We start from the raw sequence: 26,159 nt of genomic DNA, 5'->3' as shown, positions 1-26,159 counted from the left end.
CAGATAATCGGCGCGGATCAACCATATTTCCTGCGTCCGCCGCGACGAAACTTGGCGGACCTATCGCAGCAACGCTACGCCATAGGGCGCAAGATCGAGCCGATCGGTATACGCCTTGCCGGTCAGGAGATCGTGTTTCTCGCCAGACAGGGCGACGCGGGCAGGCGCGGTGGTGGTGTTGACGTACAATGTACGCCCCTCGACGACGCGCGCGACCACGCCCGGCGGGGTGACCGGGCCGCGCTCGATCCCGAGGTCTGCGTAAAGCGATCGGACCAGCGGATCGAGGAACGCTGCCTGTGCGGCGGTGGCGAGGTAGATCGCCCGGCCCTTGCCGAAGTGGTTGACGGTGATCGCCGGGCTCGGCTTCGGGGTGTTGGTGAACATCGCCAGGGGTTTGGCCGTACTCGGCTCGAGCACCTCGTAATACGGATCGCTGCCGGTTCGCTCGACGCCTTCGAACGTCACCTTCAGAGGTTGCTCCGAGCGGTAGAACTCGTTGGTCCGGACGCCGAACACATCGGTCAGCCGGCCGGGCAACGGCGTCTCGAACCATTTGCCGGTCTCGTCCACCTTGGCGGAATAGCCGGTCATGATCACCGTCCCGCCGTTCGCGACGTAGCGCCGCACCGCGTCGGCGGTTTCCTTGTCGATCATGTACGCGCTGGGCAGGATGACGAGCTTGTACCGATCGATCGCGTCGTGGCCGATGTCGATCACCGCGGTATCGATGTTGTCGGCGAACAGCGGTTCGAGTGCGGCCTTGGCCTGATCGGGATAGCTGGTCTTGAAATATTCCTGCATCGTGTTGGGCCCGGGTGGGGGCGAGGTCAGCCAGTTGGTCTGGAACGAATAGGCGATCGCCACCTCGGGCTGGCGGTAGCGCGGGAAACCCATCGTCTTCAGTTGCGCGAACTCGCGGGCGATCTGGCCGAACTCGCCGACCTTCCACGACGGGCGGCCATCGTGGTCGACCAGTCCGAACAGTCCTTGTTCTTCGCCGCCGCTATGCGAGTTGAACGTCCAGGCAAGGAAGGTCTGCGCGTAGTAGATCAGCCCGAAATAGGCCCACATGCGCGACCGGCCCGGCGTGCCGTAATAGCCGCCACCGCCCGCGGTGAACTCGTTCAGCCACATCGGCGTGTCGTGCCCGGCGCGGTTGCGCGACACGTCGAGCGCGGCGCCGAGCGGCTCGCCGGGATAGAAGCCCTGCCCGCCATAGGTCGAGACCTTGTCCCACGACCGGAGGTAATCGAACCCCTTGGTCCAGGCGTCGGGCCAGAAATTCGACGCGACCGGCAGGTTCGGCGCGTATTGCTTGCGCACCGCTTCGAGGTCGGTGAGCGCGCCGATCGTGTCGTCGGACCAGAAGCGGCGAAGGTCGAGATTGCGCTCGTTCGGCCCCGGGCCATTGCCGTAGGGCAGGTCGACCTCGGTCCAGGTGTTGATCCGGCGCGACCAGCGTTGCGTCGCCCAGGCGGTGTTGAGTGCGGCGATTGTCCCGTATCTCTTCTGCAGCCAGCCGACGAAGCGTTGCCGGTCGGCCGGCGAGTACGACATCTGGCCGTTGCCGATCTCGTTGGTGTAGCCGACCGCGATCACCGCGGGGTTATGGGCGTAGCGCTTCAGCATCTGCTCGGCGAGCCGCCGGACGAGCCGGCGGTAATCGGGATCGCTGATATCGTCCCAGTATCGCGTCGCCGCGTTGCGCCGGACGCCGTCCTGCGTGACGAGGTCGACGCCGGGATAGTGTTTGTGCAGCCAGGTCGGCGCGGGCTGGCCGGGAATGTCCAGCAACACCTCGATCCCGGCGGCATGCATCTGATCGAGGATCGCGTCGAACCATTCGAAGGTGAAATGGCCTTCCTGCGGTTCGAACGAATCCCAGGACAGGTCGCCCATCCGGACCATCGTGAACCCGGCGCCCTTCATGATCGCGATATCCTGGCGGATCTGCTCGGGCGACCGGTCGATCGGCTGATAGCAGGCGCCGACGAACAGGTCGCCCCGGCCCGGCCAGTCGGGATGCCCCACGGCGCTCTGCGCCTGCGCCGGGGCGATGCCGGCAAGGGGGACGGACAGCGTCGCCGCAGTGAGCAGGGCAAACCGCAGGGCGCGGATAATCGGATGTTTCAAGAAGCCTCTCCAAGCTCGTATGCGATTCGTCGCGCGCGTCCGGCACGTGCGCGATCTTCCGGTCGTCAGGCGAAATCGATCGCGAAGGCGCTCGCGTGGCGGGTCGGCAAGACCGCGGGCAGGTCGATCACCAGCGCCTGCCCGGTCTGGCGAAACGCGATACCGGCGGGTCGACCGAGCAACCGCACCGCACGCACGCGGCGTCGTTCGTGCGGATTGGGCTGGGCCAGCGACGTGATCACGGTCCGGCCCTCAGGCATGCCGAGCGTGATCGCATACAGCGTCTCGCCCTTCGTGGTGAACCGGATGTCCTGCGGGGTGTAGCTGGTCTTTTCCGCAAACGCGCCGGCAGTCGCGGTGGTCGGGCCCTCGCCATAGATCTTCCACGGGCGCGTACCGTGTATCGCTTCGCCATTGGCGGCCATCCACGGCGCCAGATCGGTCAGCAACCGGTCCGATTCCGCGGGCAGGCTGCCGTCGCCGTGCATCACGACGTTCAGCAGCAGGTTGCCGTTCTTGCTGACGACATCGGCCAGCATCGCGATGACCTCGTCGGCAGTCTTGTAGGTGTCGGACCGGTTGAAGAACCAGTCGCCGTTCGAGGTGTCGGTCTGCCAGGCGTGCGGGTTGATACCCTTCAGGACGCCGCGCTCGACATCCTGGACCGCCCAGTCCGAACTGAACGCGCCCGAACCTGAATCCTTGCAGTTGTAGACCGCTTCCAGCGTCCCGTTGCGCGCCACGCTGCTGTTGTAGAAATGCGCGAGGAGCGAGCGTCCGACTTCGCCGAACGGCAGGCCGCCGTCCGAATAGAGCAGGTCGGGCTCGTGCGTGTCGATCAGGTCGCGGATCCGGTCGAACCACCGGGCGTGATAGGCCGGGTTGGTCGTGTACCAGCTGGCGGGCGTGTTGATGAACGGCTCGTCGCGGTTGGTATGATAGAGATCGGCATAGCGCGGATCGGCACCGTCATAGGCGAGACCGAGCTTGGGCCAGAACTGATCGTAGAGGTGGTTGGGATACCACCAGCAATAGCTGGCGCCGAGATGCTCGGACACGCCGAAGCGCAGGCCGTTCCGCACGGCGGCTGCCTTCCAGTCGCCGACGATGTCGCGCTTCGGCCCCATCGCCACGGCGTTCCAGCGATGATGCTTCGATCGCCAGAGATCGAAATTGTCGTGATGCACGCCCATCGACACCAGGTAGCGCGCGCCGGCGGCGGCATAGCGCGCGGCAAGCGCATCGGGATCGAACTTTTCCGCGCGCCACAACGGGATGATGTCCTTGTAGCCGACCTTGGAAGGGTGGCCGTAGGTCTTGACGTGATGATCGTAATGCGGGTGGCCGGGCACGTACATAAAGCGTGCATACCAGTCGCCCTGGCTCGGCACCGCCTGCGGTCCCCAATGCGCCCAGATGCCGAACTTGGCATCGCGAAACCAGTCCGGGGCCCGGTAGCCGCCGAGCGACTGGGCGGTGGCATCGAACCGACCCGGTGCGATGGCGCGGTGGGCGAGCGGCGAGGGGTGAGTCTGCGACCGGTGCGGCGGCGGGGCGGCGCGCGCCAGTCCGTCCAGGCCAAACGCGGCCGCTAGCGGGGCCCCGAGCACTTCGCGCTTGCTGAACATTACCACGCCTCTCCCTCTCTCCGGCGGTTCGACTGCCCGGATCGAGCGCCGATTACGCACCAACGACCCGATATTACCGATCTTGTCAATTAAGTCCTACAATTACACTCGTGAGATCTTTGGGACACATTCGGCTGTTTGAACCCCATCACGCCATTTCCGGCCGATTTCGGACTATTTTGGCAAGATGTACGCGATATTCGGTGATTCAGCTTCCGCGCATCGCAGTTCCAAGTGCGACATTTTTGCCATCATACCGACCAAATTGTCGGCGTAAATCGATTTAGCATATAAATGATCTAAATCATTCGCTAGGCGCCGCGGACGATACGGTAGCGGCAGGCCGCGCACGATATCCAAGGTTGAAATGCAGGCGGTCCGACAGGGCCAGACCCGCTGGAGGAGAGTGTGATGAAGCGTTCCAAGATTCGAGTTGGCAGCATCCAGGGTCTGAGCACGACCGTGTCGCTGCTGGCGCTCATGATGGTCGGTTCGGTGGCGCAGGCGCAGGTCGCGGCGCCGCAGGAGACCCCGCCCGCACCGGTTGCGGATGCGCAGCAGACCAGCGGTACTGCCGCCCCGAGCGCCGACCAGGCCCAGGCCGTCGATACCGCGCCGGTCGCTGCAGGAGCCGGCGACGATATCGTCGTCACGGGCGTCCGTGCGAGCCTTCAGTCCGCCCAGAACATCAAGCGCAATTCGACGCAGATCGTCGATTCGATCGTCGCCGAGGACATCGGCAAGCTGCCGGACCGCAACATCGCCGAGGCGTTGCAGCGCATCTCGGGCATCCAGATCCAGCGCAATTTCGGCGAGGGCAGTTCGGTCGCGATCCGCGGGCTGACGCAGGTCCGCACGGAGCTGAACGGGCGCGACATCTTTACCGCGAACAATTCGAGCAACGCGCTGAGCCTAGAGGACGTGCCGTCCGAGCTGCTCGCCGGCATCGACGTCTACAAGAACCCGTCGGCCGACCTGATCGAGGGCCAGCTCAGCGGCACGATCAACTTCCGCACGCGCAAACCGTTCGACTTCGACGGCTTCAAGATCTCAGGTTCGGCGACCAACACCTATTACGACCTGGTCAAGAATAGCCAGCCGGCGGCGTCGCTGCTGGTCAGCGATCGCTGGAACACCGGCATCGGCGAGATCGGCATCCTGGCGAGCGCCTCGTATCAGAAGACCAGTTTCCGGCAGGACACGATCTCGACCGAGCCGTTCTATACGCTCGACCCCACCAACGCCAACGACGCCGCGACGCTGGCAGCGCTCGGGCGTACCGGCCAGACCACCACGCTGCCGCACGGCACCGGGATCGGCGAAGTGTTCGGCGACCGCCGTCGCCTCGGCATCGACGTATCGCTGCAATGGCGTCCGACGGACACGCTGGAGTTCACCGGCGAAGTCTTCCGCAACGACTATAAGCTGCGGTCCTACGGCTACAGCTATTTCGCCTACACCAGCGGCGCGTCGATCACGCCGCTGGCAGGTGCGCCGTTCACCTATGCCGCGAACGGCGATTTCCAGAGCGGGACGTTCACCAACGTACCGATCGGCAACAACACCTCGATCGGTGCGCGCCATTCGGTGACGACCGATTACTCGCTCAACGGCAAGTGGAAGCCGACCGCCAACCTGACGATCACCGGCGATCTGCAATATGTGGATTCCAAGACCAACAACCTGAACTCGATCGTCGGGTTGAGCGGCGTCGCGACAACGCTCACGCAGGATATCTCGGGCGCGGTTCCGTCGTTCCAGATCACGTCGGCCGACGGACTGGCAAACCCGGCGACGTACAGCAACGGCTTCTACCTCGATAACCTCAACACCTCGAAGGGCACCGACAAGGTCGGCCGCCTCGACGGCGAATATCGCTTCGACGGCGGGATCCTCAGCTCGATCAAGGCGGGCTTCCGGTTCGCCGACCGTCGCAACCGGACCAGCGATACCGGCTATCGCTATACCGGGCTGACCGGCGCGGCGACCAACCTCCGCTATGTCGATCTCAGCGGCTTCTTCCGCGGGCAAGCGGATCTGTTCGGCGACATCCAGGCGTTCTCGCTGCCGACCGTGCTCGACTACGACGCTACCCGGGCGGCGCTCGGCGTCGCGACGACGCCAAGCTATGTGCCGAGCGGCACCAACACGCAGGCGCAGAAGACCTATACCGGCTATGCCGCTGCGTTCTTCAAGGCGGACGACCTGCCCGTGCCGATCGACGGCAACATCGGCGTGCGCGTGGTCCAGAGCAAGGTCGCGGTATCGGGCTTCTACCAGCAGGTCGACCTGATCACCTTGGCCGACGGTACCCAGTCGACCGCGGCGCCGACCTTCACCGAGGTCAACCAGGCCAACACCTACACGTCGGTCCTGCCCAGCCTCAACCTGCGCGGGCGCCTGACCGACCGACTCCAGCTGCGCTTTGCCGCGTCGAAGAACATCTCGCGGCCGGACTTCAACCAGCTCAACCCGAGCCTGACGATCACCGAGCCCGGCACCGCGCAGATCGACCAGCAGCACGTGACGTCGACCGGCAACCCGTATCTGAAGCCGATGAAATCGACCAATTTCGACGCCTCGCTCGAATGGTATTTCGCCAAGAGTGGATCGCTGACGGTCGCCGGCTTCTACAAGGACATCTCGAACTACATCCAGACCGTCATCACGCAGCGTGACGTCACCTTTACCGACGGCGTCACCGCGACCTACGACGTCACCACCTACAACAACGCCAGCAAGGCCAAGGTGAAGGGTGCCGAAGTCGCGTACCAGCAGTTCTTCGACTTCCTGCCGGGTCCGCTCGCCGGCCTCGGCGTCCAGGCGAACTTCACCTATGTCGATTCGCAGGCCCCGAGCCCGGCAAGCGACGGTCCGGTGACGCAATTGTCGCTCGAGGGGCTGTCGAAGTATAACTACAATCTAATCGGCATCTACGAGCGCGGGCTGATCTCGGCACGCGTGGCGTATAACTGGCGCAGCGAGTTCCTGGTGACGACCTCGGCGAACGGCACGGGCAATCTGCCGCAGTTCCAGAAGGCATCGGGGCAGCTCGATGCATCGATCACCGCCAACATAACGCCGCATCTCTCGCTGACGCTGAACGGGACCAACCTCACCAACACGGTGCGCTCGACCTATTACGGCATCACCACCCGGCCGCGCGACCTGATCATGAGCGACCGGCAGATCACTGGCGTCGCTCGCATCACGTTCTGATCGGCACGGTTCGATGCCGGGCGCCCGACGGATCTTCGGTTCCGGTCCGGCGTCCGATGGGTAGGGAATGACCGACGCCACTATGACAGGGGCGCTGGCTTCGGATACTCGAGGGTAAGGCACGGCCGCTCGACGCGCGCCTCGGGAGGGGGGAACGATGAGGCAGGACCAGCCGACGCGCCGCATCCGCTACCAGCGTTTCCTGGCGAATGGCGCGGCGCGGGGACGGCGTCCGGTCTGGCTCAGGTCGCGCGCGCCGCGGTATCGCGTTCCGAAAGACTTGCCACTGGGGCGCCGCTTACCGAACCGGCGCCGGGAATTTTCGGCTTCGGGCACGATACGGGCGCGTGCCGTCGCTTGCGGCGACGTCGGATGGCTTGCGAAGCATACGCGAGCGGGGCGGGAAACCGGTTTTCCGGGGCGTGGTCGGACGAGACCAAGTCTGTAACGAATGCAAGTATACCGGCACCGATCGGCAGGAGATCAAGCTCCGCTTCGAAAGAGAGAAGGATTCAGTCATGGTTCGTATGAAGACGACGATCGCGGGCCTGGCCCTGTCCGTGTCGCTGCCCTTGTCTTTGATCGGCATCGCGTCGGCGCAGACGACGACCGAGGTTCCGCGGATCGCCACCAAGGCGGGGCGGCATGCGCTGATCGTCGACGGCGCGCCGTTCCTGATGCTCGGCGCGCAGGTCAACAACAGCAGCAACTACGCATCCGCGCTGCCACGGGTCTGGCCGATGCTCGACCGGATCCACGCGAACACCGTCGAGATCCCGATCGCGTGGCAGCAGGTCGAGCCGGTCGAGGGCAGGTTCGACCTCGGTTTTCTCCAGACGCTGCTCGATCAGGCGCGGGCACATGACAAGCGCGTCGTGCTGCTCTGGTTCGGGACGTGGAAGAACACGTCGCCCGGCTACACGCCGGACTGGTTCAAGGCCGACAACCGCCGTTTCCCGCGGATGAAGCTGAAGGACGGCACCGACCATTATGTCCATTCGCCGATGTTTCGCGCCACGCTGGAAGCGGACAAGCGCGCGTTCGTCGAGGTAATGAAATATCTGAAGGCGCATGATCCGCAGAACACGGTCATCATGGTGCAGCCCGAGAACGAAGTGGGCAGCTATCGTTCGCCGCGCGATTACGGCGCGCAGGCGAACGCGGTGTTTGCCAAGCCGGTGCCGGCAGAGCTGGCAAAGGCGCTGAAGAAGCCGGGTGGCAGCTGGACGCAGATGTTCGGCGCGCAGGCCGACCGCGCGTTCAACACCTGGCACACGGCGCGCTTCGTCGACGAGATCGCCGCAGCCGGGAAGGCGATCAAGCCGTTGCCGATGTACGTCAACGCATCGCTTGCCGGGCCGTCGAACGTGCCCGATCCGACCGGCGTCGCGAGCGGCGGGCCGCAGCAGGACGTGCTGGATATCTGGAAGGCGGCGGCGCCTGCGATCGATTTCCAGGCGCCGGATATCTACGACCGCGATGCGGGCCATGTCGCGCTGTACCTCGATGCCTATGCGCGGCCTGACAACGCGCTGATGGTGCCCGAGATCGGCAACGCGAAGGAGTTTGCGCGGTTCTTCTATGCGGCGCTCGGACGGGGGGCTATCGGCTATGCGCCGTTCGGCATGGATGACACCGGGTATTTCAACTACCCGCTTGGGGCGAAGGCGCTCGACGACGAGACGGTCGATGCGATCGGACTGAAATATGCGGCGCTGTCGACGATGGCGCGTGACTGGGCGAAAATCGCGTACGAGCATCCGACCTGGGGTGCGGCCAAGCCTGACGAGGGGGCGGGGCAGCCTGTCACTCCTCAGTCGACCACGATGGGGGACTGGACGATCGCCACCAGCTATGGCGAATGGCAGTTCGGGCAGAAGGACTGGACCTGGATCAAGTCCGAGCCCCCGGTCTGGGCGAAGGAGCCCGTCGGCGGCGTCGCGGTCGCGCATCTCTCGCCGAACGAATTCCTCGTGGTCGGCGACCATGTCCGGCTGAACTTCGGGACGGCGAAGGGCGGTCCCAAGAACGGCTCGGTATTCCGCGTCGAGGAGGGCCGGGTGGTCGACGGGCGCTGGGTGATGAGCCGAATCTGGAACGGCGACCAGACCGATTACGGGATCAACCTGATCGCCCCGGTCATCCTCAAGGTGACGATGGGCAGCTACAGATAGCGCGCACCGCATCGCGGCCGGCGCCCTCCGAGCCTTGCACCGTGATGCGCGTTTGAATAAGAGCCGTGTACCCGCTTCTGTCCTTACATCGGAACGGACTCGGGTGCAGGCCAGGAAATCCAGTGGTTCCAAGGCGATGCGGGTATAGTACAATGGTAGTACAGCAGCCTTCCAAGCTGAATACACGGGTTCGATTCCCGTTACCCGCTCCAAGCCCATTCGATCGATACGACGACCGCCGCCACGCTTGACGCCGCGCAGGCCGGTGCCTGATGTCGGTGCATCCTGTGCTAGACACGGCGTGATCGCAGTCCTGCAAGCGGAGCCGCAATATCGTCGGGCCAAGTGTCATCCTCGCCATCCTGGGCTATGGCATCCTGCTGTTCGGCATTGCCTGGGTGGTAGACCGGCGCGGCCTGTCGCGGCGGCTCGGGCGGATCGCGTATCCGCTGTCGCTGGCGGTGTATTGCAGCAGCTGGACGTTCTTCGGCGGAGTCGGCACCGCGGCGACGCGGGGGTGGGATTACCTCGCCATCTATCTCGGGCCAGCGCTCGTATTCCTGCTCGCGCCGAAGTTTCTTGCGCGGCTGGTGCGGCTGGCGCGCGAGGAGGGATCGAGTTCGATCTCCGACTTCATATCCGCGCGATACGGCCGCAGCCGGGGGACTGCGGCGATCGTCGCGGGGACGGCGTTGCTTGCGTCGGTGCCCTATATCGCGCTGCAGCTGCGATCGGTCACGCTGAGTTTCGGCGCGATCGCGGGCGTCGGGAGTTCGGCGGAGGTCGGTACGTTCGTCGCGCTGCTGCTGGCGGTGTTCGCGATCCTGTTCGGTGCGCGGCGCTATGAGGTGGCGGGGCGTAATCCCGGCGTGGTCGCGGCGATCGCGGCGGAATCGCTGATCAAGCTGCTGTGTTTCGTCGTGCTCGGGGTGGTGACGGTGGCGCTGCTCGCCGACGTGCCGACGGCGACGCTGGCGGCACCGCTGGCGCGGCTCGAGGCGGGCTTCACCTGGGGGGCGCTGACCTCCGATTTCTGGGTCAGGACGCTGCTTTCGGCACTCGCCATCCTGTGCCTGCCCCGGCAGTTCTATGTCGGGGTGATCGAGGCGCGCGGCCCCGATGCCGTCGCCCGGGCGCGCTGGCCGTTCATCGCATACATGGTGGTGATCTCGCTGCTCGTGCTGCCGCTGGCGCTGGCAGGGATGACGCTGTTGCCGGGCGATGCCGAGCCCGATCTCTACGTGCTCGCGGTGCCGTTGCAGCAGGGGCAGCACGTTGTTGCGTTGCTCGCGTTCCTCGGCGGGTTCTCGGCCGCGACGGCGATGGTGGTGGTCGAGACGATCGCGCTGTCGACGATGGCGACCAACGATCTGCTCGCGCCGCTGCTGCTCCGGCGGCACGGCGAGGCGGGCGAGGGCGAGCTGGGGCGGCGGATGCTGCGCGTGCGGCGCCTCATCATCGCCGCGATCGTCGCGGTCGCGCTGGTGTATGGACGGAGTCTCGGCGCGGACCTGCCGCTGGCGTCGATCGGGCTGATCGCGTTCGCCGGGGTCGCGCAGTTCGCGCCTGCGCTGATCGCGACGGTCGGCTGGAACTTCGCCAACCACACCGCCGCGCGCGCGGGGCTGATCGGCGGCGTGATCGTCTGGATCTACTGCCTGTTGCTGCCGTCGATCGGCGAGGGCGTCGGCCCGGCCTTGGCGCAGTTCACGCGCGGGTGGCTCGATCCCGATGCGCTGCTCGGCTGGCGGATCGGTTCGCCTTTGGTCAATGGGACGGTGTGGAGCCTGGGCATCAACGTCGCGCTGATGGCGGGACTGCATGTGCGGGAGCGGCATCGGGGGAATGCTGCGCTCGACCACGTCACGACACTCGGCGAATTGCGGATGCTGGTCGCGCGGTTCGTCGGCGATGGCGAGGCGGAGGCGATCGGCGTGACGTCTCCCGACCTGCGCGCGCCGATCGATGGCCCTGCCGCGCGTACCGCTGAGCGGCTGATCGCGGGCGTTATCGGCGCACCGTCGGCGCGGAAGATCGTCGCGTCGAGCATCGCCGGCTCGGCGATCGACGTCAGCGACGTGGTGCGGCTGCTCGACCAGCGCGGGCGCTCGCTGCGGTTCTCGCGCACGCTGCTGTCGGCGACGCTGGAGACGATCGATCCGGGGGTCAGCGTGATCGATGCGGACTTGCGGCTGGTCGCGTGGAATCCGCGCTATGTCGAGATGTTCGACTATCCCGAGGGCTATGTCGTCGTCGGGCGCTCGATCGCCGACCTCATCCGCTACAATGCCGAGCGCGAGGGGATCGCGGGCGATATCGCGGCGCATGTCGGGCGGCGGGTGGCGCACCTCGCGCGCGGCACACCGCACAGTTTCGAGCGGCAGCGGCCGTCGGGGCGGTGGATCAAGATGGTCGGGCGGCCGATGCCGGGCGGCGGGTACGTCCAGAGCTTCACCGACATCACCGCGGAGAAGGAGGCGCAGGCCGATCTCGAGGCGCGGGTGGCGGCGCGGACGCAGGACCTTGCGCGGTCGAACCACATGCTGGGTGAGGCGCGCGCGATCGCCGAGACCGCGACGCGCGACAAGACGCGGTTCCTGGCGGCGGCGAGCCATGACCTGTTGCAGCCGCTGCATGCGGCGCGGCTGTTCTGCGCGGCGCTTGCCGAGGACAGGGCGCCGCATCAGGCGGAGCTGGTGCGCGCAATCGATGGCGCGATCGGGTCGGCGGACACGTTGCTGCGTGCGCTGCTCGACGTGTCGCGGCTCGATGCGGGGGGCGTGGTGCCGAAGGTCGAGCGGTTTGCGCTGGGGGCGTTGATCGAGGAGCTGGCGGTGCAGTTCCGGCCGTTGGCGGGCGAGCGCGGGCTGGTGCTGGCGGCGCATCCGGGGGCGTTCAGCGTGGCGACGGATCGGTCGTTGCTGCGGTCGATCTTGCAGAATTTCCTGTCGAATGCGGTGCGCTATTCGGCGGATGGACGGATTTGGATCGGCGCGCGGCGCAGGGGCGACGATGTGCTGATCGAGGTGCGGGATAACGGGCCGGGGATTGCTGCGGGTGACCGCGAGCGAATCTTCGAGGAGTTCGAGCGGCTGGAGAGCAAGGGAAGCGCGGGGGGCGGCGTCGGGCTCGGGCTGGCGATCGTCCGGCGGATCGCGCGATTGCTTGGGGCTGCGGTGGAGTTGCGGTCGGACTTGGGGCGGGGGACGACGTTTGCGGTGAGAGTGCCGCTTGCGCCAGCCGGGCTGGACGTTTTTTTGCCAACGCCTCTGGCCAGCCGTGCGCTGGTGCCGGGGTTGCGGGTGCTGTGTCTCGACAACGATGCGACGATCCTTGCGGCGCTCGATGCGGCGTTGCGCGCGCGGCGTTGCGTGCCGTTGCTGGCGGCGACGATCGCCGAGGCGATGGAACTGGCGGCGGACGAGGAGCCGGATATGGCGCTCGTCGACTTTCATCTGGACGAAGTGGAGGATGGACTCGACGTGGTTGCTCGGTTGCGGGCGATGGTGCCGGCGCCGGCGATTGCGCTGGTGACGGCGGACCGTTCGGTTGCGGACGATCCGCGGTGTGCGGGGCTCGTCGTGCTGACGAAGCCGGTGGTGCCGGCGGATCTGTGGCGGTTTATCGAGGACGCGTCTGCGGCGGCGGCGCTGGGAAGTTGATCCTTTGTATCCTCCCCCGCCAGGGGGAGGTGGCTGGCTCTTGCCAGACGGAGGGGGAGGAAAGAGAAACGTGCGTTGCGCGGGCCGCCCCCTCCGTCGCCTTCGGCGCCACCTCCCCCTTGCGGGGGAGGATTCAAATGGGGGCGGTATTCAGCTGAAGTGGCTGGCTGCCGGAATCAGTCAGTACTCTACCTTTCGAGCAAGGCATGTTTCCCCGCGAAGGCGGGGATCCAGACTGGGCTCCCGCCTTCGCGGGAGAACAAGGAATTATGTGCTGCCGGGGATGCGAACGGGCTCTTATCCGGGCGGCATGGCCTGCCTCAGTCGGCGAAGTGGATGTCCATCGCCCTCGCCGCGAGGACCGCTTGCGTGCGGTTCTGGACGCCTAACTTGCGCAGGATCGCGGTCATGTGACCCTTTACCGTGCCTTCGGAGATGCCGAGGTCGAAGGCGACTTGCTTGTTCAGGCGGCCGGCCAGGACGCCGAGCAGGACTTTCAGTTCGGTCGGGGTGAGGCTTGCGACACGCGTCGCCATGTCATCGACGGAGGCCCCTTCGATCGGCGCGTCGCGTTCGCCGGCGAGGGCTCGGGCTACGGCGGTTTCGAGGGTAGTCAGGTCGGCGGTCTTGGAGACGAAGCCGATCGCACCATACGCCCTCGCACGCGGTGCCGCCTCAGCCTCGTCAGCCGAGGAGATCACCATGATCGGCGTGTCAGGACGTTCGGCGTGCAGCAGCGCGACCCCCGCGAAACCTTCCGAGCCCGGCATACGCAGGTCGAGCAGGATCAGGTCGAGCCGCTCCGCCCCCCGAGCCGCATCGACCGCCTCGCAGAGCTGCCCCGCCTCGATCACCACCGCGTCGGGCGCGGCGCGGCTGACCGCCAGTTTGAGCGCCTGGCGGAACAGCGGGTGATCGTCGGCGATGAGGATCGTGCGCGTCATGCCGGTACGGGAGCGGCCTCCTCGCGGCCGGCGATCAGCGCGTCGACCACCGCGGGATCGGCGAGCGTCGAGGTGTCGCCGAGCTGGTCGAGCTGGTTTTCGGCGATCTTGCGCAGGATGCGGCGCATGATCTTGCCCGAGCGCGTCTTGGGCAGCGCCGGCGCGAACTGGAGGATGTCGGGGGTCGCGATCGGGCCGATCTCGCGGCGGACCCATTGGACTAGTTCCTTGCGCAGGTCTTCGCTCGGCTCGGCGTTCGCGTTCAAGGTGACGTAGGCGTAGATGCCTTGGCCCTTCACGTCGTGCGGCATGCCGACGACCGCGGCCTCGGCGACCTTCGAATGCGCGACGAGTGCGCTCTCGACCTCGGCGGTGCCCATGCGGTGGCCGCTGACGTTGATGACGTCGTCGACGCGGCCGGTGATCCAGTAATAGCCGTCCTCGTCGCGGCGGCAGCCGTCGCCGGTGAAATACTTGCCCGGATAGGTCGAGAAATACGTCTGGAAGAAGCGCTCGTGATCGTTCCACACGGTGCGCATCTGGCCGGGCCAGCTGTCGGCGATGACGAGGTTGCCCTCGACTGCGCCGTCCAGCACCTTGCCGTCCGCATCGACCAGTTCGGGCAGCACGCCGAACAGGGGTTTGGTCGCGCTGCCGGGCTTGAGTGCGGTTGCGCCGGGCAAAGGCGAGATCATGTGGCCGCCCGTTTCGGTCTGCCACCAGGTGTCGACGATCGGGCAGCGGCCGTCGCCGACGACGTTGTGGTACCAGTTCCACGCCTCGGGATTGATCGGTTCGCCGACCGAGCCAAGCAGGCGCAGCGACTTGCGGCTGGTGCGCGTCACCCAGTCGTCGCCCTCGCGCATCAGCGAACGCAGCGCGGTCGGGGCGGTGTAGAGGATGTTGACCTGGTATTTGTCGACGATCTGCCAGAACCGGCTGTGATCGGGGTAGTTCGGCACGCCCTCGAACATCACGGTGGTCGCCCCGTTCGCGAGCGCGCCGTACAACGAATAGGTGTGGCCGGTGACCCAGCCGACATCCGCCGCGCACCAGAAGATCTCGCCGGGGCGGTAGTTGAAGACGTATTCGTGCGTCATCGACGCCCACACCAGATAGCCGCCGGTCGAGTGAAGCACGCCCTTGGGCTGGCCGGTCGAGCCGCTGGTGTAGAGGATGAACAGCGGGTCCTCGGCGTTCATCGGCTCGGGGGCGCAGTCGGTCGACTGGCCCTCGACGCAGTCCGCATACCAGCAGTCGCGGCCTTCGGTCATCGTGACCTTGCCGCCGGTGCGACGGACGACGATGACGGTCTCGACCGCGAGATCGCCGTGGTCGAGCGCGGCGTCGACATTGGCCTTCAACGGCACGGTCTTGCCGCCACGCAACCCTTCGTCGGCGGTGATGACGATACGGCTGTCGCAATCGTGGATGCGGTTGCACAGGCTCTCGGGCGAGAAGCCGCCGAACACCACCGAATGGATCGCACCGATCCGCGCGCAGGCGAGCATCGCGAACGCCGCCTCGGGGATCATCGGCAGGTAGATGGTGACGCGGTCGCCCTTCCTGACACCCTTGGCCTTCAGCGCGTTGCCGAGCTTCGACACCTCGTCGCGCAGTTCGGCATAGCTGATCTTGCGCTCGTCGGCGGGGTCGTCGCCTTCCCACAGGATCGCGGTCGCGTCGGGGCGGGCGTCGGCGTGGCGATCGACGCAGTTGGCGGCGACGTTGAGCTGCCCGTCCTCGAACCAGCGGATGTGGAAGTCGCTCTCGTCGAACGAGGTGTCCTTGATCTTGGTCGGCGGCACGATCCAGTCGAGCCGCTTGGCCTCCTTCGCCCAGAACGCGTCGGGATCGGTCGCGGCCTCGGCATACATCCGGTCATAGGCGGCGGCGTCGATCAGGGCGTCCTTCGCCCATTCCGCGGGGACGGGATAGCTTGCCTCGGTCATCTGGCTCTCCTTTTGCCGCGCTGTACGCGGTCGTGTTCGGGCGATCATCCCGCACCAAAGTAAGGGGTGGACCGGGGGACGCAATGCGCCATGATGACGACGCTAATTCCACGCGTAAGACCAGTGGAAAAGCACGGAGACGGGGATGACACGGATGGCGTTCAAGACACGGCTGGCCCTGACGACGTTGCTTGCGGGCACTGCGATGGTGCCGGGCGTGGCGCAGGCGCAGACCGCGCGCGAGGTCGAGCTGGAAACGCGGTTGAAGGCGCTGGAGGCGGCGGTGCAGGATTTGCGCGGCGAGCTGAACGCGGCGCGGGCGACGACTGCGACCGCGCCGCAACCTGTCACGCCAGCGACATCGACCACCGCGCCGACCGCGGTCGCGTCCTCGCCGAACGATCTGCATCCGACCGCGCCGATGGGCCCGACGGCGCCGACCGCGCTCGCCGAAGCGAAGGCACCGGCCGCGGCGCCATCGACGGACGGGTTCAAGGTCGCCGGGACGACGGTCAAATTGAACGGTTTCATCAAGACCTGGGCGTCGGTCAGCCGCTACAGCGGCGGCAACATCGCGCCGGAATCGGTCGGTCGCGACTTCTATTTCCCGAGCATGACCCCGGTCGGCGGCCGCAACGAAGGCGACAGCGTCGAGGCGCATGCCAAGCAGACCCGCATCGTGCTGGGTACCGAGACGCCGATCGACGGGCATACCCTCAAGGGCCTGCTCGAAGTCGATTTCCAGGTCGTGCCGGGGACGCAAGGGAACCAGCGCGTCGTCAACGGTTACAACCCGGGCCTGCGCCGCGCGTTCTTCACGTTCGACAACTGGCTGTTCGGCCAGGAGTGGACCAACTTCCAGTATATCGGCGCGCTGCCCGAGACGACCGACTTCATCGGCCCGTCGGAGGGCACCGTGTTCGTCCGCCAGGCGCAGATCCGTTATACGCGCAAGCTGAACGACACGCTGTCGCTGTCGGTCGCGGCCGAGAACCCGGAGACCGCCTCGACCAGTCTTGCGTCCGCAACGATCGTCGAGAATGCCGACGATCGCCTGCCCGACGTCACCGCGCGCCTCAACTACAAGACCGCGTTCGGCGAGTTCTCTCTCGCGGGGCTCGCGCGCCAGCTGACGATCGACACGGGGACGCTCAAGGACAGCGCCACCGGCTGGGGCGTGTCGTTCGCGGGCAAGGTGCCGCTCGATGCCAAGGGCCGCTCGGACATCCGCTTCATGGTCACGCATGGCGACGGGATCGGCCGCTATGTCGGTCTCGATCTCGCCCCCGACGCGGTGTTCGTGCCGGTGGTCGGCGCGCGACTGTACACGCCGAGCCTGACTGCAGGGTTCGCGGCGTTGAAGCTCGGCTGGACTGACAAGCTGCGTTCGACCTTCATCGGCAGCGTCCAGTCGATCGACTATCCGGCCGGTGGCGAACCGATCGGCGCGAGTGCATCGGCATGGAGCGCGTCCGCCAACCTGTTCTTCTCGCCGATCAAGAACATCGATCTCGGCGTCGAATTCCGTCACGCGGAGCGCGAACTGGTCGACGGGCAGGTAGGCAAGATGGACCGCGGCGAGCTCGCGGCACGGTACTCGTTCTAGCGCATGATTCACGATCCTCCCCCGCAAGGGGGAGGTGTCGCCGAAGGTGACGGAGGGGGAGGATGCGGAACAATGGTCATCCCGGTCCTCCCCCTCCGTCAGGCAAGTGCCTGCCACCTCCCCTGGCGGGGGAGGATGAGTGGGCCGCCAATCGGCATTTTTTCGCGTTCAAAAGTCGGCGGAGACCGGCTGTTCTACCCAATTTTCCTTCTGAGAGGATACTGCTATGGCGACTACAACAGGGGATGCTTCGCCCCTCGGGCACGTGAAGCAGAGCCAGCCGCTCATCATCATCGCGTCGTCACTCGGCGCGGTGTTCGAATGGTATGACTTCTATCTCTACGGCCTGCTGGCGACGATCATCACCGCGCAGTTCTTCTCGGGCGTCAACGAGACCACCGGGTTCATCTTCGCGCTCGCGGCGTTCGCGGCCGGGTTCGCGGTGCGGCCGTTCGGTGCACTGGTGTTCGGGCGGATCGGCGATGTCGTCGGGCGCAAGAACACGTTCCTCGTGACGATGGCGATTATGGGCCTGTCGACCTTCCTGGTCGGCCTGCTTCCAAGCTATGCCTCGGTCGGCGTCGCCGCGCCGATCGCGCTCGTCGTGCTGCGCCTGTTGCAGGGCCTCGCGCTCGGTGGCGAATATGGCGGTGCTGCGACCTATGTCGCGGAGCACGCACCCGACAAGAAGCGCGGGCTGTTCACCAGCTTCATCCAGACCACCGCCTCGCTCGGGCTGTTCGCAGCGCTGCTGATCGTGATCGGCGTGCGGACTCTGGTCGGCGAAGAGGCGTTCGCGGCCTGGGGCTGGCGTATCCCGTTCATCGTCTCGATCGCGCTGCTCGCGGTGTCGCTCTGGATCCGCATGCAGCTCGAAGAGAGCCCGGTGTTCCAGAAGATGAAGGACGAGGGCAAGACCTCGAAGGCGCCGCTGACCGAGGCGTTCGGGCAGTGGAGCAATTTGAAGGTCGTGCTGATCGCGCTGTTCGGTGCGGTCGTCGGCCAGGGCGTCGTGTTCTACACCAGCCAGTTCTACGCGTTGTTCTTCCTTGAGAAGAATCTCCGCGTCGACGGGCCGACCACCAACATCCTGATCGCGATCGCGCTGTTGATCGCGACGCCGGCGTTCATCTTCTTCGGCTGGCTGTCGGACAAGATCGGGCGGAAATACATCATCCTGACCGGCTGTGCGCTCGCCGCGCTGACCTACATGCCGCTGTTCCACGCATTGTCGAAGGCCGCTAACCCCGCGCTCTATGCGGCGCAGGCTAATTCGCCGGTGAGCGTCGTCGCCAACCCCGACGAGTGTTCGGTGCAGTTCGATCCGGTCGGCAAGAACAAGTTCGACAAGAGCTCGTGCGACATCGCCAAGGCGTATCTGGCGAAGGCGGGCATCTCGTACGCCAACGTGATCGCACCTGCGGGCACCGTCGCGCAGATCCATATCGGCGGCACGACCATCCCGGTGGTCAATCCGGCAGTCGTGTCGGGCCCTGACAAGGCGGCGGCGATCAAGGCGTTCGGTGCGGAAGTGAAGACGGCACTCACCGCGGTCGGCTACCCCGAAAAGGCGGACCCGGCGCAGATCAACAAGCCGATGGTCGTCGCGATCCTCGTCCTGCTCGTGCTGTACGTGACGATGGTCTACGGGCCGATCGCGGCGCTACTCGTCGAGCTGTTCCCGACGCGGATCCGCTACACCTCGATGTCGTTGCCTTATCATATCGGCAATGGCTGGTTCGGCGGGTTCCTGCCGACCGCGGCGTTCGCGATGGTCGCGGCGACCGGGGATATCTATTACGGGCTTTGGTACCCGATCCTCGCCTGCGCGGTGACCGCGGTCGTCGGTCTCGTGTTCCTGCCCGAGACGTTCCGTCGGTCGCTGCACGGCTGAAGAAGCCGGCAGGAGGAATCTCGATGGCGGTATCGGTTCGGTGGGGACACCGGACCGATGCCGCCTTTTTTTCGGGCACGAAACTGCGCGACGGACAGTCTACTCGTCGATCCCGAAGTTCAGCCCGCGCGACACACTCGGGTCCATCACCGCGACCACGAAATACGCGCCGAACTGCTTGATCCGCTGCACCCAGCCGGTGTTCGCCTTGTACAGAGCCTTGGTCACCTTGGTCGACTTTGCCACCTCGCCGTCGACATAGCGTCGAACATGCGCCGCAAACGCCGCATCCTCGATCCGCAGCATCAGTTCGAGGTTGATGAACAGGCTGCGCATGTCGAAGTTCGCCGAGCCGATATGGACCGCGTCGTCGATCACGTAGAGTTTCGTATGCAGCTTGGTCGGCTGGTATTCGAACAGCCGCACGCCCTTGCGCAACAGCCCCGCATAGGTGAACCGCGCGGCGGCGATCGTCGCGTTGTTGTCCGATTTGCTCGCGGTGACCACCCGGACGTCCGCCTGTCGTCGCCCGGCCTTGTCGAGCCGACGCAACAGCACCGGGCTGGGCGTGAAATAGCCCGCGATGATATCGATCCGCCGCCCGCGCCGCATGTCGTCGCGCACCGCGCGCGCCCAGGGCGACAGCTTGCGCGTCGGTCCGCCGATCAGCCACCGGGTCGCACCTTTCGTCTCGCTCCAGCGCGACAGCGCGGCGTTCAGCCGGCGCAGCTTGCCCCTGGGTTCATGGATCCAGTCCTTCAACGCATCGAAATAGCCGGCCAGCCGCCCCGCCGCGGGCCCTTCGACCAGCAAGCCCAGGTCGCGCCACGCCTGTTCGGCAACGGTGCCGAAATAATCGTCCTCGATGTTGAACCCGCCGATGATGATTCGCGCTTCGTCGGCGAGTGCGAGCTTCTGGTGGTTGCGAAGCAGGTAGCGACGACCGAATCGTGCAGAGAACCGGCATACCGAGATGCCGACGGCTTCGAGCGGTTCGAAGAAGGCACGCGGTGCATCGTCGCTGCCGAACCCGTCGACGATCAGCGCGACTTCGACTCCGCGCTCGGCGGCGGCGATCAGCGCCGCATTGACGCGCTTCCCGGACTCGTCGTCCGCGTAGATATAGTACAATATGCGAAGGGTCCGCTCGGCGCCGTCGATCAGCGCGATCACCGCGTCGAGGCGGCGGGGGCCGGTGTCGAGCAGCGTCATCTGGTTGCCGTCGACGGTGAAAGTCGGCTGCTCTGTGGGATCGTCCATGGCCGGCGTGATGGACACGGGGGACGCCGGTGGCAAGCCGCGCCGATTTCTTGACTTTGCAGGCCGTCGCTCGTAGGCGACGCATTCTCATTCTATCGTTGTTACGAAGGAAGCCGCATGGCGCGCGTTACCGTCGAGGATTGTGTCGACAAGATCCCCAACCGGTTCGACCTGGTGTTGTTCGCGGCCCAGCGTGCGCGCCAGATCTCGGGCGGCGCCGAACTGACGCTCGACCGCGACCGCGACAAGAACCCGGTCGTCGCGCTGCGCGAGATCGCCGACGAGAACGTCAAGCCGGCGCACCTGAAGGAACAGGTCATCCAGGGCCTGCAGAAGGTTCGCGTCGACGATGACGACGAGGTCGATGCCGTCGGCAGCCTGGCCGCTTCGGCCGAGGCGCTGCGGCTTACCGCGGCAGCACCGCCGCGCAACCAGAATCTGGGTGCGGATTACGAGGGTTGAGGCGGGGGATTAGCTAACGCTAATCCGTGCCTTATCCCCAGCCGACGACGCGGTTTTGCCGCGACGCGTGAAATAGAGAGAAGCCCGCTGACCCAAGAGGTCCGCGGGCTTTTTCTGTATACCCTCTCCCTGAAGGGGAGAGGGGAGGGGCCCGCGGCCCTTGCCGTGGGAAGGGTGAGGGCACGTGCTTCAGGCAGATCGCCAACCTACGCCCTCTCCTTGTCTCCCGCGAAGGCGGGAGCCCAGTCAGGATCCCCGCCTTCGCGGGGTAGAGTCTCAGCCGTGACGCTTTGGTATTACTCTAAGGCAGGGCGCCACGGCGAAGCCCCGTCGTCAGTCGTTGCTGCGCAACGCTGGCCGGGCTTTCGACTCACCCGAAATAGCTCTGCTATTTCGGGTCTCGGCCTTTAAACCCCTGCGCCACCACGAACCACTCCACCGACCCCTTGCGGCTAGCCGGCGGCTTGGCATGCTTCACCGTCTTGAAGTTCCGCTTCATCTCCGCGACCAGTTCGGAATCGGCGCCACCCGCAAACACCTTCGACACGAACGTCCCGCCCGGCTCGAGCACCTCGCACGCAAAATGCAGCGCGGTCTCGACCAGTGCCATCGTCCGCAACGCGTCGGTCTGCGGATGCCCGACCGTGTTCGCCGCCATGTCCGACAGCACCAGGTCCGGCGCGCCACCCAAGGCCTCGATCAACTTCCCCGGCGCGGCATCGTCGAGAAAATCCATCTCGAAGATCGTCACGCCCTCGATCGGATCGACCGGGAGCAGGTCGATGCCCACCACCGTCGCCTTGGGGATCCGCCGCCGGATCACCTGCGCCCAGCCACCCGGCGCGAGTCCCAGATCGACCACGCGCTTCGAACCGCGGATCAGCTCGAACCGCTCGTCGAGTTCGATCAGCTTGTACGCCGCCCGGCTGCGATAGCCGTCGGCCTTGGCGCGCTTCACATACGGATCGTTCAACTGCCGCTCGAGCCAGCGCGTCGACTGCGCGGTCCGCTTGCGCGCGGTGAGCACGCGGACATGCCCGCCTGAGCCGCCCCGGCTCATGCCGCGACTCCCGCGGCTTTGCCGGGCTTGGGCGAGCCCATAAGTCCGCGCAGGATGCCCTCGCGAATGCCGCGGTCGGCGATGCCGAGCCGTTCGGCGGGCCACAAATCCATGATCGTCTCCAGAATGGCACAGCCCGCGACCACCAGGTCGGCGCGCTCGTTGCCGATGCACGGCAGCTTGGCGCGCTCCGTGATCGACATATGGGAAAGGTCGGCGCTGATCCGCCGCATCGCCGAGGCGGGCACGATCAGCCCGTCGACCACCGAGCGGTCGTAATGGCTGAGCCCGAGATGCACGCTGCCGAGCGTCGTCACCGTGCCGCTGGTACCGAGCAGCCGCGGTCGCTCGATATGCCGGGGTAGGCGGGCTGCAAACCCCGCAAAACTGTCCGCGACGACCTGGCGCATCCGCGCATACGCGGCGCGCCGCCCGTCCTCGCCTTCGCCGCCACCGGCATGCTCGGTCAGCGACACGACGCCCCACGGCGCCGAATGCCAGTCGAGCACGGTCGGGATCGGCGTCGATGTATCGACCAGCACCAGCTCGGTCGACCCGCCGCCGATATCGAACACGAGCGCGGGATCCTCCCCCGGCTCGATCAGCGCATGGCAGCCGAGCACCGCCAACCGCGCTTCTTCCTCGGCGGAAATGATGTCGAGGTGGATGCCCGTCTCGGCGAGCGCGCGGGCGATGAACGCAGGCCCGTTCGACGCCTGCCGACACGCCTCCGTCGCGACCGACCGCGCCAGCGTCACGTTGCGGCGCTGGAGCTTGTCCGAACACACGCGAAGCGCCGCGATCGTCCGCTCGATCGCCGCGTCGCTCAGCTTGCCGGTCGAGGCCAATCCCTCGCCCAGTCGAACGATTCGCGAGAACGCGTCGATCACCGCGAAGCCGCCAGCCTGCGGTCGCGCGATCAGCAATCTGCAATTGTTGGTGCCGAGATCCAGCGCGGCAAACGCCTGCGCATCGGCCCACCGCCCACGAGAGGGCCGGGTCGCCGCCGGACGGGCAGGACCACCCTGCCGGAACGGCATTCGGGTGGAAACATCCCCCATCGCCGTAAGACTCGCTATCTATATCTGCCGCCGCGGGAAAATACCCGCCCGGTGCTTGGACACGAATGTAGCGCGGCGGCGCGATTACGCAAGCGAACTGGCGGATCGGCGACATCTTGGCGTTGACAGCACGAAACCGCCCGCCTAGATCGCGCCCTCGCTGATGCCCCGTCGTCTAATGGTAAGACTGCGGTTTCTGATACCGCCTATTGAGGTTCGAATCCTCACGGGGCATCCAGCGGTCGCCTTCGGGGCACCCAGATCCAGGTGCCGGCCGATCGACGGCGACAGTCCCATACCAGCAGATTCGTCCTGTCCCGGCTTCGGATCACTCGATCCGCGTGACGTCCTCGTCATGCCCGCTTCCGGAACTCAGGAACGCGAGGCCCATCAGCAATCCGGCCATCATTACCGATCCGCCGACTCCGCCGATCACCGCCAACATCGTCACGAGGTGCAGCGGCCCCTGGAGATGGGCCATCGTCGCGATCACCGCGGCGACGCAGATCGCCGCCGCCAGCACCATCCACCCCATGATCGCCCGAAACCGGCTCCACGCGAACGCGGCATAGCGTGGGTCGTCGAGTCCGGTCGGACGTTCGACCGGGTGTTCGGGCAGGGTATCGGTCATCGCTTCACATTGCCGCGCAAACATGGTTTCCTCAAGTCACGCGCAATAGACGCAATGGAGGAGAGGCGAAGATGACGATCGCGGCGATCCTGAAGGACAAGGGCAACATACAGTCGCTCACCCCCGATTCTTCCGTAGCGGCGGCGGTGGCGCTGCTCGCGGAGAAGCGGATCGGCGCGGCGCCGGTGCTCGATGGCGACCGGGTGGTCGGCATCTTTTCCGAACGCGACGTCATTCATTGCCTGCAAGCCGACGGGGCTGCGGCGCTGGCGCGGAGAATTGGCGACGTGATGACCACCGCGGTAAGGTCGATCGGACCGAACGAGTCGGCGATCGGTGCGCTGTCGCTGATGACGCAACGCCGGATCCGTCATCTGCCCGTGATCGACGGCGAGACGCTCGTCGGGTTCGTCTCGATCGGCGACCTCGTCAAATATCGCATCGACCGGATCGAGGCGGACGCTGCGGCGATGCGCGAGTATATCCAGTCGGCCTGAGTTATGCCGGCATGGGCTGTTTGCGGACTACCGCGATCAGGTCCCTGACGGTTGCCCGCGCAAACACCAGCATCGCCGCCGCGTACACCGCGGCGCCGACGGGGATGAGCACGGCAAGGCGCCAGTGCGCGTCGAGTGGCGGCAGGCTGCGGTCGGTTAGCCAGACCACCAGCGCCATCGCGATCGCCGCCAGGGCCGGCGATGCGACCGCTCCCGCTACGGCGCGCGCCGTCACGCCGATCACCGGCAGCGTTCGCCAGGCGCTGATCACGAGATAGATCGGATAGGCGGCGATCCAGGCCAGACCCATGCCGGTCGGGCCCCATTGCACGCCGACCAGGAACGCGGTGGTCAGGATCAGCGCGCCGGTCGCGCCATTGCGGACGCCGATACCGGGGCGGCCGCGCGCATCGGAAGCCGGTGTGAACAACACCTGCAGCGTCATGAACGGCATCGCCAGCGCGAGCAGATGCACGACCGGTGCCGTCTCGCGCCATTTGTCGCCCAACACGGTCAGCACCAGCGGTTCGGCGGTCGCGGCCAGCCCCATGTAGAACGGCATCGCCACGATCATCACCATCCGCACGCCCTTGACGAAGGCCCGTCCGATCGCGTCGGGATCGGCCTGCATCCGCGCATAGGCGGAGAAGGCGACCTCGTTCAGGGGGGGGACGAACTTCGACACGAAGATCTGCGTGAGGAACAGGCTGGTCGTATAGATGCCCAGCGTGTGTGCGGAAAAGCTGCGACCGGCGATGAACACGTCGGCCTGGCTTTGCAGGAACCAGAACAGCTGGCCCGCCGCCATCACGCCACCATAGCGCGCGATCGTGCCCGCCCCGCGAAAGTCGAAGCTCGGCCAGACCAGCGAGCGTGCGCTCCAGGTCATCATCGCGCCGCGCACGCTGAACAGCACGATCGGTGCCAGCACCAGCGTCCACACGCCAAGACCATAGAGCGCCCCGCCAAGCGCGGCGCTGGCGGACGCGATCGACGCGGTGATGTTCGCCTTGGCCTGGTGACGAAAGTCCATCGACCGGGACAGCAGCGCATAGGGAAGCGCGATGAACGGCGTCGTTAGGTACAGCAGGGCCTGCACGCGAAGCATGTCGCCGACGATCGGCTGCCGGTAATAGGCCGACGCCAGCGGCGCCAGCGACACCTGCGCGATCGCGAGCGCGACGTTCAGCGCGATCAACATGCCGAACAGCTGGCGGACTTCGCGGTGGCTGATCTCCTTTTGCTGGATCAGCCCGCTCGCCAGCCCGTAGCCATTGAGCATCGCCATAAAGGTGAGGATCACCTGGCACATCGCGAACAGGCCATAATCGGCGGGCGCAAGGATCCGTATCACGAGGAAGGTGGCGCTCCACTGCACCAGCTGCGCGACGATCTGGCTGCCCGAGCGCCAGATCAACGCCTTGCGCACCTGCCCGGCGAGCGACCCGGCATCGTGCGACGTGCCGGACACGGGTTCGCCGGCGACCGGGACGGGACTCGCGTTGGTCATCATATCGGGCATCTCGGGGGAATGACCTTCACTTTGCCTAAGGCGCTTCACGATCGCCATAGGCGATGACTGAAAGACGATTGGCCGAACGACGATTAGCAGAGAGACGATTGCAGAGAGACGGTTGGCCCGCAACGCTGGACGCCTCGGTGTGACCATCGCCTGCAAGGGGTGCACTCGATTGCTCCTCCTACAACCTTCGCACCGATGAGTCGTCACGGTCGTAGGCCCCCGCCAAGGGGTACCGGGCGTCATAAACGCGCCGATCCGAGAAATTGCCACAAATATGAAAGATAGTGTTTGACGCGAATCGGAACCCCGCCTAGAGGGGTGTCACCGCAGCGAACGGCCACACGGTCTGGTTGTTGCGGTCGCAAAAAACCAGATGCTCCAAGCTTCTTCTAGCGAAGAGGTTATGCGAGTGTCGGTATTTTTGTCGGCTCTTTGACATTGTAGGTTAAGA

General features: G+C 65.9%; 16 protein-coding genes and 2 tRNA genes. 9 read left to right on the top strand and 9 right to left on the bottom strand.

All coding sequences use genetic code 11. The annotated features are described in order from the left end of the window. Positions 1-60: 60 nt before the first annotated feature. Both BM244_RS06265 and BM244_RS06260 read right to left on the bottom strand, forming a co-directional pair. A complete protein-coding gene (locus tag BM244_RS06265; RefSeq protein ID WP_254784319.1) occupies positions 61-2,136 on the bottom strand; it encodes a beta-galactosidase in 2,076 nt (691 codons plus the stop codon). 65 nt (positions 2,137-2,201) lie between these two features. Next, the gene (locus BM244_RS06260; protein ID WP_254784318.1) at positions 2,202-3,764 is read right to left on the bottom strand and encodes an alpha-L-fucosidase; all 1,563 of its coding nucleotides are present in this window, start codon (positions 3,762-3,764) and stop codon (positions 2,202-2,204) included. A gap of 411 nt (positions 3,765-4,175) precedes the next feature. Here BM244_RS06260 and BM244_RS06255 point away from each other — a divergent pair, with 411 nt between their 5' ends. From BM244_RS06255 to BM244_RS23760, 4 genes are all read left to right on the top strand, one after another. Next, positions 4,176-6,983, top strand: a complete 2,808-nt coding sequence (locus BM244_RS06255) for a TonB-dependent receptor (RefSeq protein WP_093398181.1) — start codon at positions 4,176-4,178, stop codon at positions 6,981-6,983. Between the two features lie 518 nt (positions 6,984-7,501). Continuing rightward, positions 7,502-9,157, top strand: coding sequence for a DUF5597 domain-containing protein (locus tag BM244_RS06250; RefSeq protein WP_175518111.1), 1,656 nt, complete (start codon positions 7,502-7,504; stop codon positions 9,155-9,157). A 138-nt stretch (positions 9,158-9,295) separates the two neighbouring features. After that, positions 9,296-9,369, top strand: a tRNA-Gly gene (locus BM244_RS06245). Between the two features lie 186 nt (positions 9,370-9,555). After that, a complete protein-coding gene (locus BM244_RS23760) occupies positions 9,556-12,819 on the top strand; it encodes a hybrid sensor histidine kinase/response regulator (protein ID WP_302847256.1) in 3,264 nt (1,087 codons plus the stop codon). A 320-nt stretch (positions 12,820-13,139) separates the two neighbouring features. Here BM244_RS23760 and BM244_RS06235 read toward each other — a convergent pair whose 3' ends face one another. Next, positions 13,140-13,763, bottom strand: coding sequence for a response regulator transcription factor (locus tag BM244_RS06235; protein ID WP_093398179.1), 624 nt, complete (start codon positions 13,761-13,763; stop codon positions 13,140-13,142). Next, positions 13,760-15,715 carry an acetate--CoA ligase gene (gene acs / locus BM244_RS06230; protein ID WP_093398178.1) on the bottom strand — a complete coding sequence of 652 codons (1,956 nt, stop codon included), beginning with the start codon at positions 15,713-15,715 and terminating at the stop codon, positions 13,760-13,762. The genes BM244_RS06235 and acs overlap by 4 nt, the downstream gene beginning before the upstream one ends. Before the next feature lie 154 nt (positions 15,716-15,869). On the opposite strand from acs, the gene BM244_RS06225 reads away from it, so the two are divergent. Continuing rightward, positions 15,870-17,321, top strand: a complete 1,452-nt coding sequence (locus BM244_RS06225; protein WP_254784317.1) for a DcaP family trimeric outer membrane transporter — start codon at positions 15,870-15,872, stop codon at positions 17,319-17,321. Between the two features lie 226 nt (positions 17,322-17,547). Further along, positions 17,548-19,215, top strand: coding sequence for an MFS transporter (locus BM244_RS06220; RefSeq protein ID WP_093398177.1), 1,668 nt, complete (start codon positions 17,548-17,550; stop codon positions 19,213-19,215). Between the two features lie 99 nt (positions 19,216-19,314). Here BM244_RS06220 and BM244_RS06215 read toward each other — a convergent pair whose 3' ends face one another. Then, the gene (locus BM244_RS06215) at positions 19,315-20,475 is read right to left on the bottom strand and encodes a phospholipase D-like domain-containing protein (protein WP_093398176.1); all 1,161 of its coding nucleotides are present in this window, start codon (positions 20,473-20,475) and stop codon (positions 19,315-19,317) included. Between the two features lie 117 nt (positions 20,476-20,592). Between BM244_RS06215 and rpoZ the strand changes: the two genes are divergently transcribed. Continuing rightward, positions 20,593-20,937: a DNA-directed RNA polymerase subunit omega gene (gene rpoZ / locus BM244_RS06210; protein ID WP_055882033.1), complete on the top strand. Its 345-nt coding sequence runs from the start codon at positions 20,593-20,595 to the stop codon at positions 20,935-20,937. Positions 20,938-21,325: 388 nt separating this feature from the next. On the opposite strand, the gene BM244_RS06205 is transcribed toward rpoZ, so the two are convergent. Next, the gene (locus BM244_RS06205) at positions 21,326-21,997 is read right to left on the bottom strand and encodes an RlmE family RNA methyltransferase (protein WP_093398175.1); all 672 of its coding nucleotides are present in this window, start codon (positions 21,995-21,997) and stop codon (positions 21,326-21,328) included. Then, positions 21,994-23,037: a Ppx/GppA phosphatase family protein gene (locus BM244_RS06200; protein WP_093398174.1), complete on the bottom strand. Its 1,044-nt coding sequence runs from the start codon at positions 23,035-23,037 to the stop codon at positions 21,994-21,996. Before BM244_RS06200 ends, BM244_RS06205 begins: the two co-directional genes overlap by 4 nt. 185 nt (positions 23,038-23,222) lie before the next feature. Between BM244_RS06200 and BM244_RS06195 the strand changes: the two genes are divergently transcribed. After that, positions 23,223-23,296 (top strand) — tRNA-Gln (locus BM244_RS06195). Between the two features lie 90 nt (positions 23,297-23,386). Here the strand turns inward: BM244_RS06195 and BM244_RS06190 are convergent. After that, positions 23,387-23,689 (bottom strand): hypothetical protein, encoded by a 303-nt coding sequence (locus tag BM244_RS06190; RefSeq protein WP_093398976.1) that lies wholly within the window; start codon positions 23,687-23,689, stop codon positions 23,387-23,389. Between the two features lie 71 nt (positions 23,690-23,760). On the opposite strand from BM244_RS06190, the gene BM244_RS06185 reads away from it, so the two are divergent. Further along, positions 23,761-24,186 carry a CBS domain-containing protein gene (locus BM244_RS06185; RefSeq protein ID WP_093398173.1) on the top strand — a complete coding sequence of 142 codons (426 nt, stop codon included), beginning with the start codon at positions 23,761-23,763 and terminating at the stop codon, positions 24,184-24,186. Between the two features lies 1 nt (position 24,187). On the opposite strand, the gene BM244_RS06180 is transcribed toward BM244_RS06185, so the two are convergent. Further along, positions 24,188-25,696, bottom strand: a complete 1,509-nt coding sequence (locus BM244_RS06180; protein ID WP_093398975.1) for a lipopolysaccharide biosynthesis protein — start codon at positions 25,694-25,696, stop codon at positions 24,188-24,190. Between the last annotated feature and the right edge of the window lie 463 nt (positions 25,697-26,159).

The sequence above is a fragment of the Sphingomonas sp. OK281 genome (genome assembly GCF_900115295.1).
Lineage (GTDB): Bacteria > Pseudomonadota > Alphaproteobacteria > Sphingomonadales > Sphingomonadaceae > Sphingomonas.
This window is presented reverse-complemented; position numbering and strand designations above follow the sequence as displayed.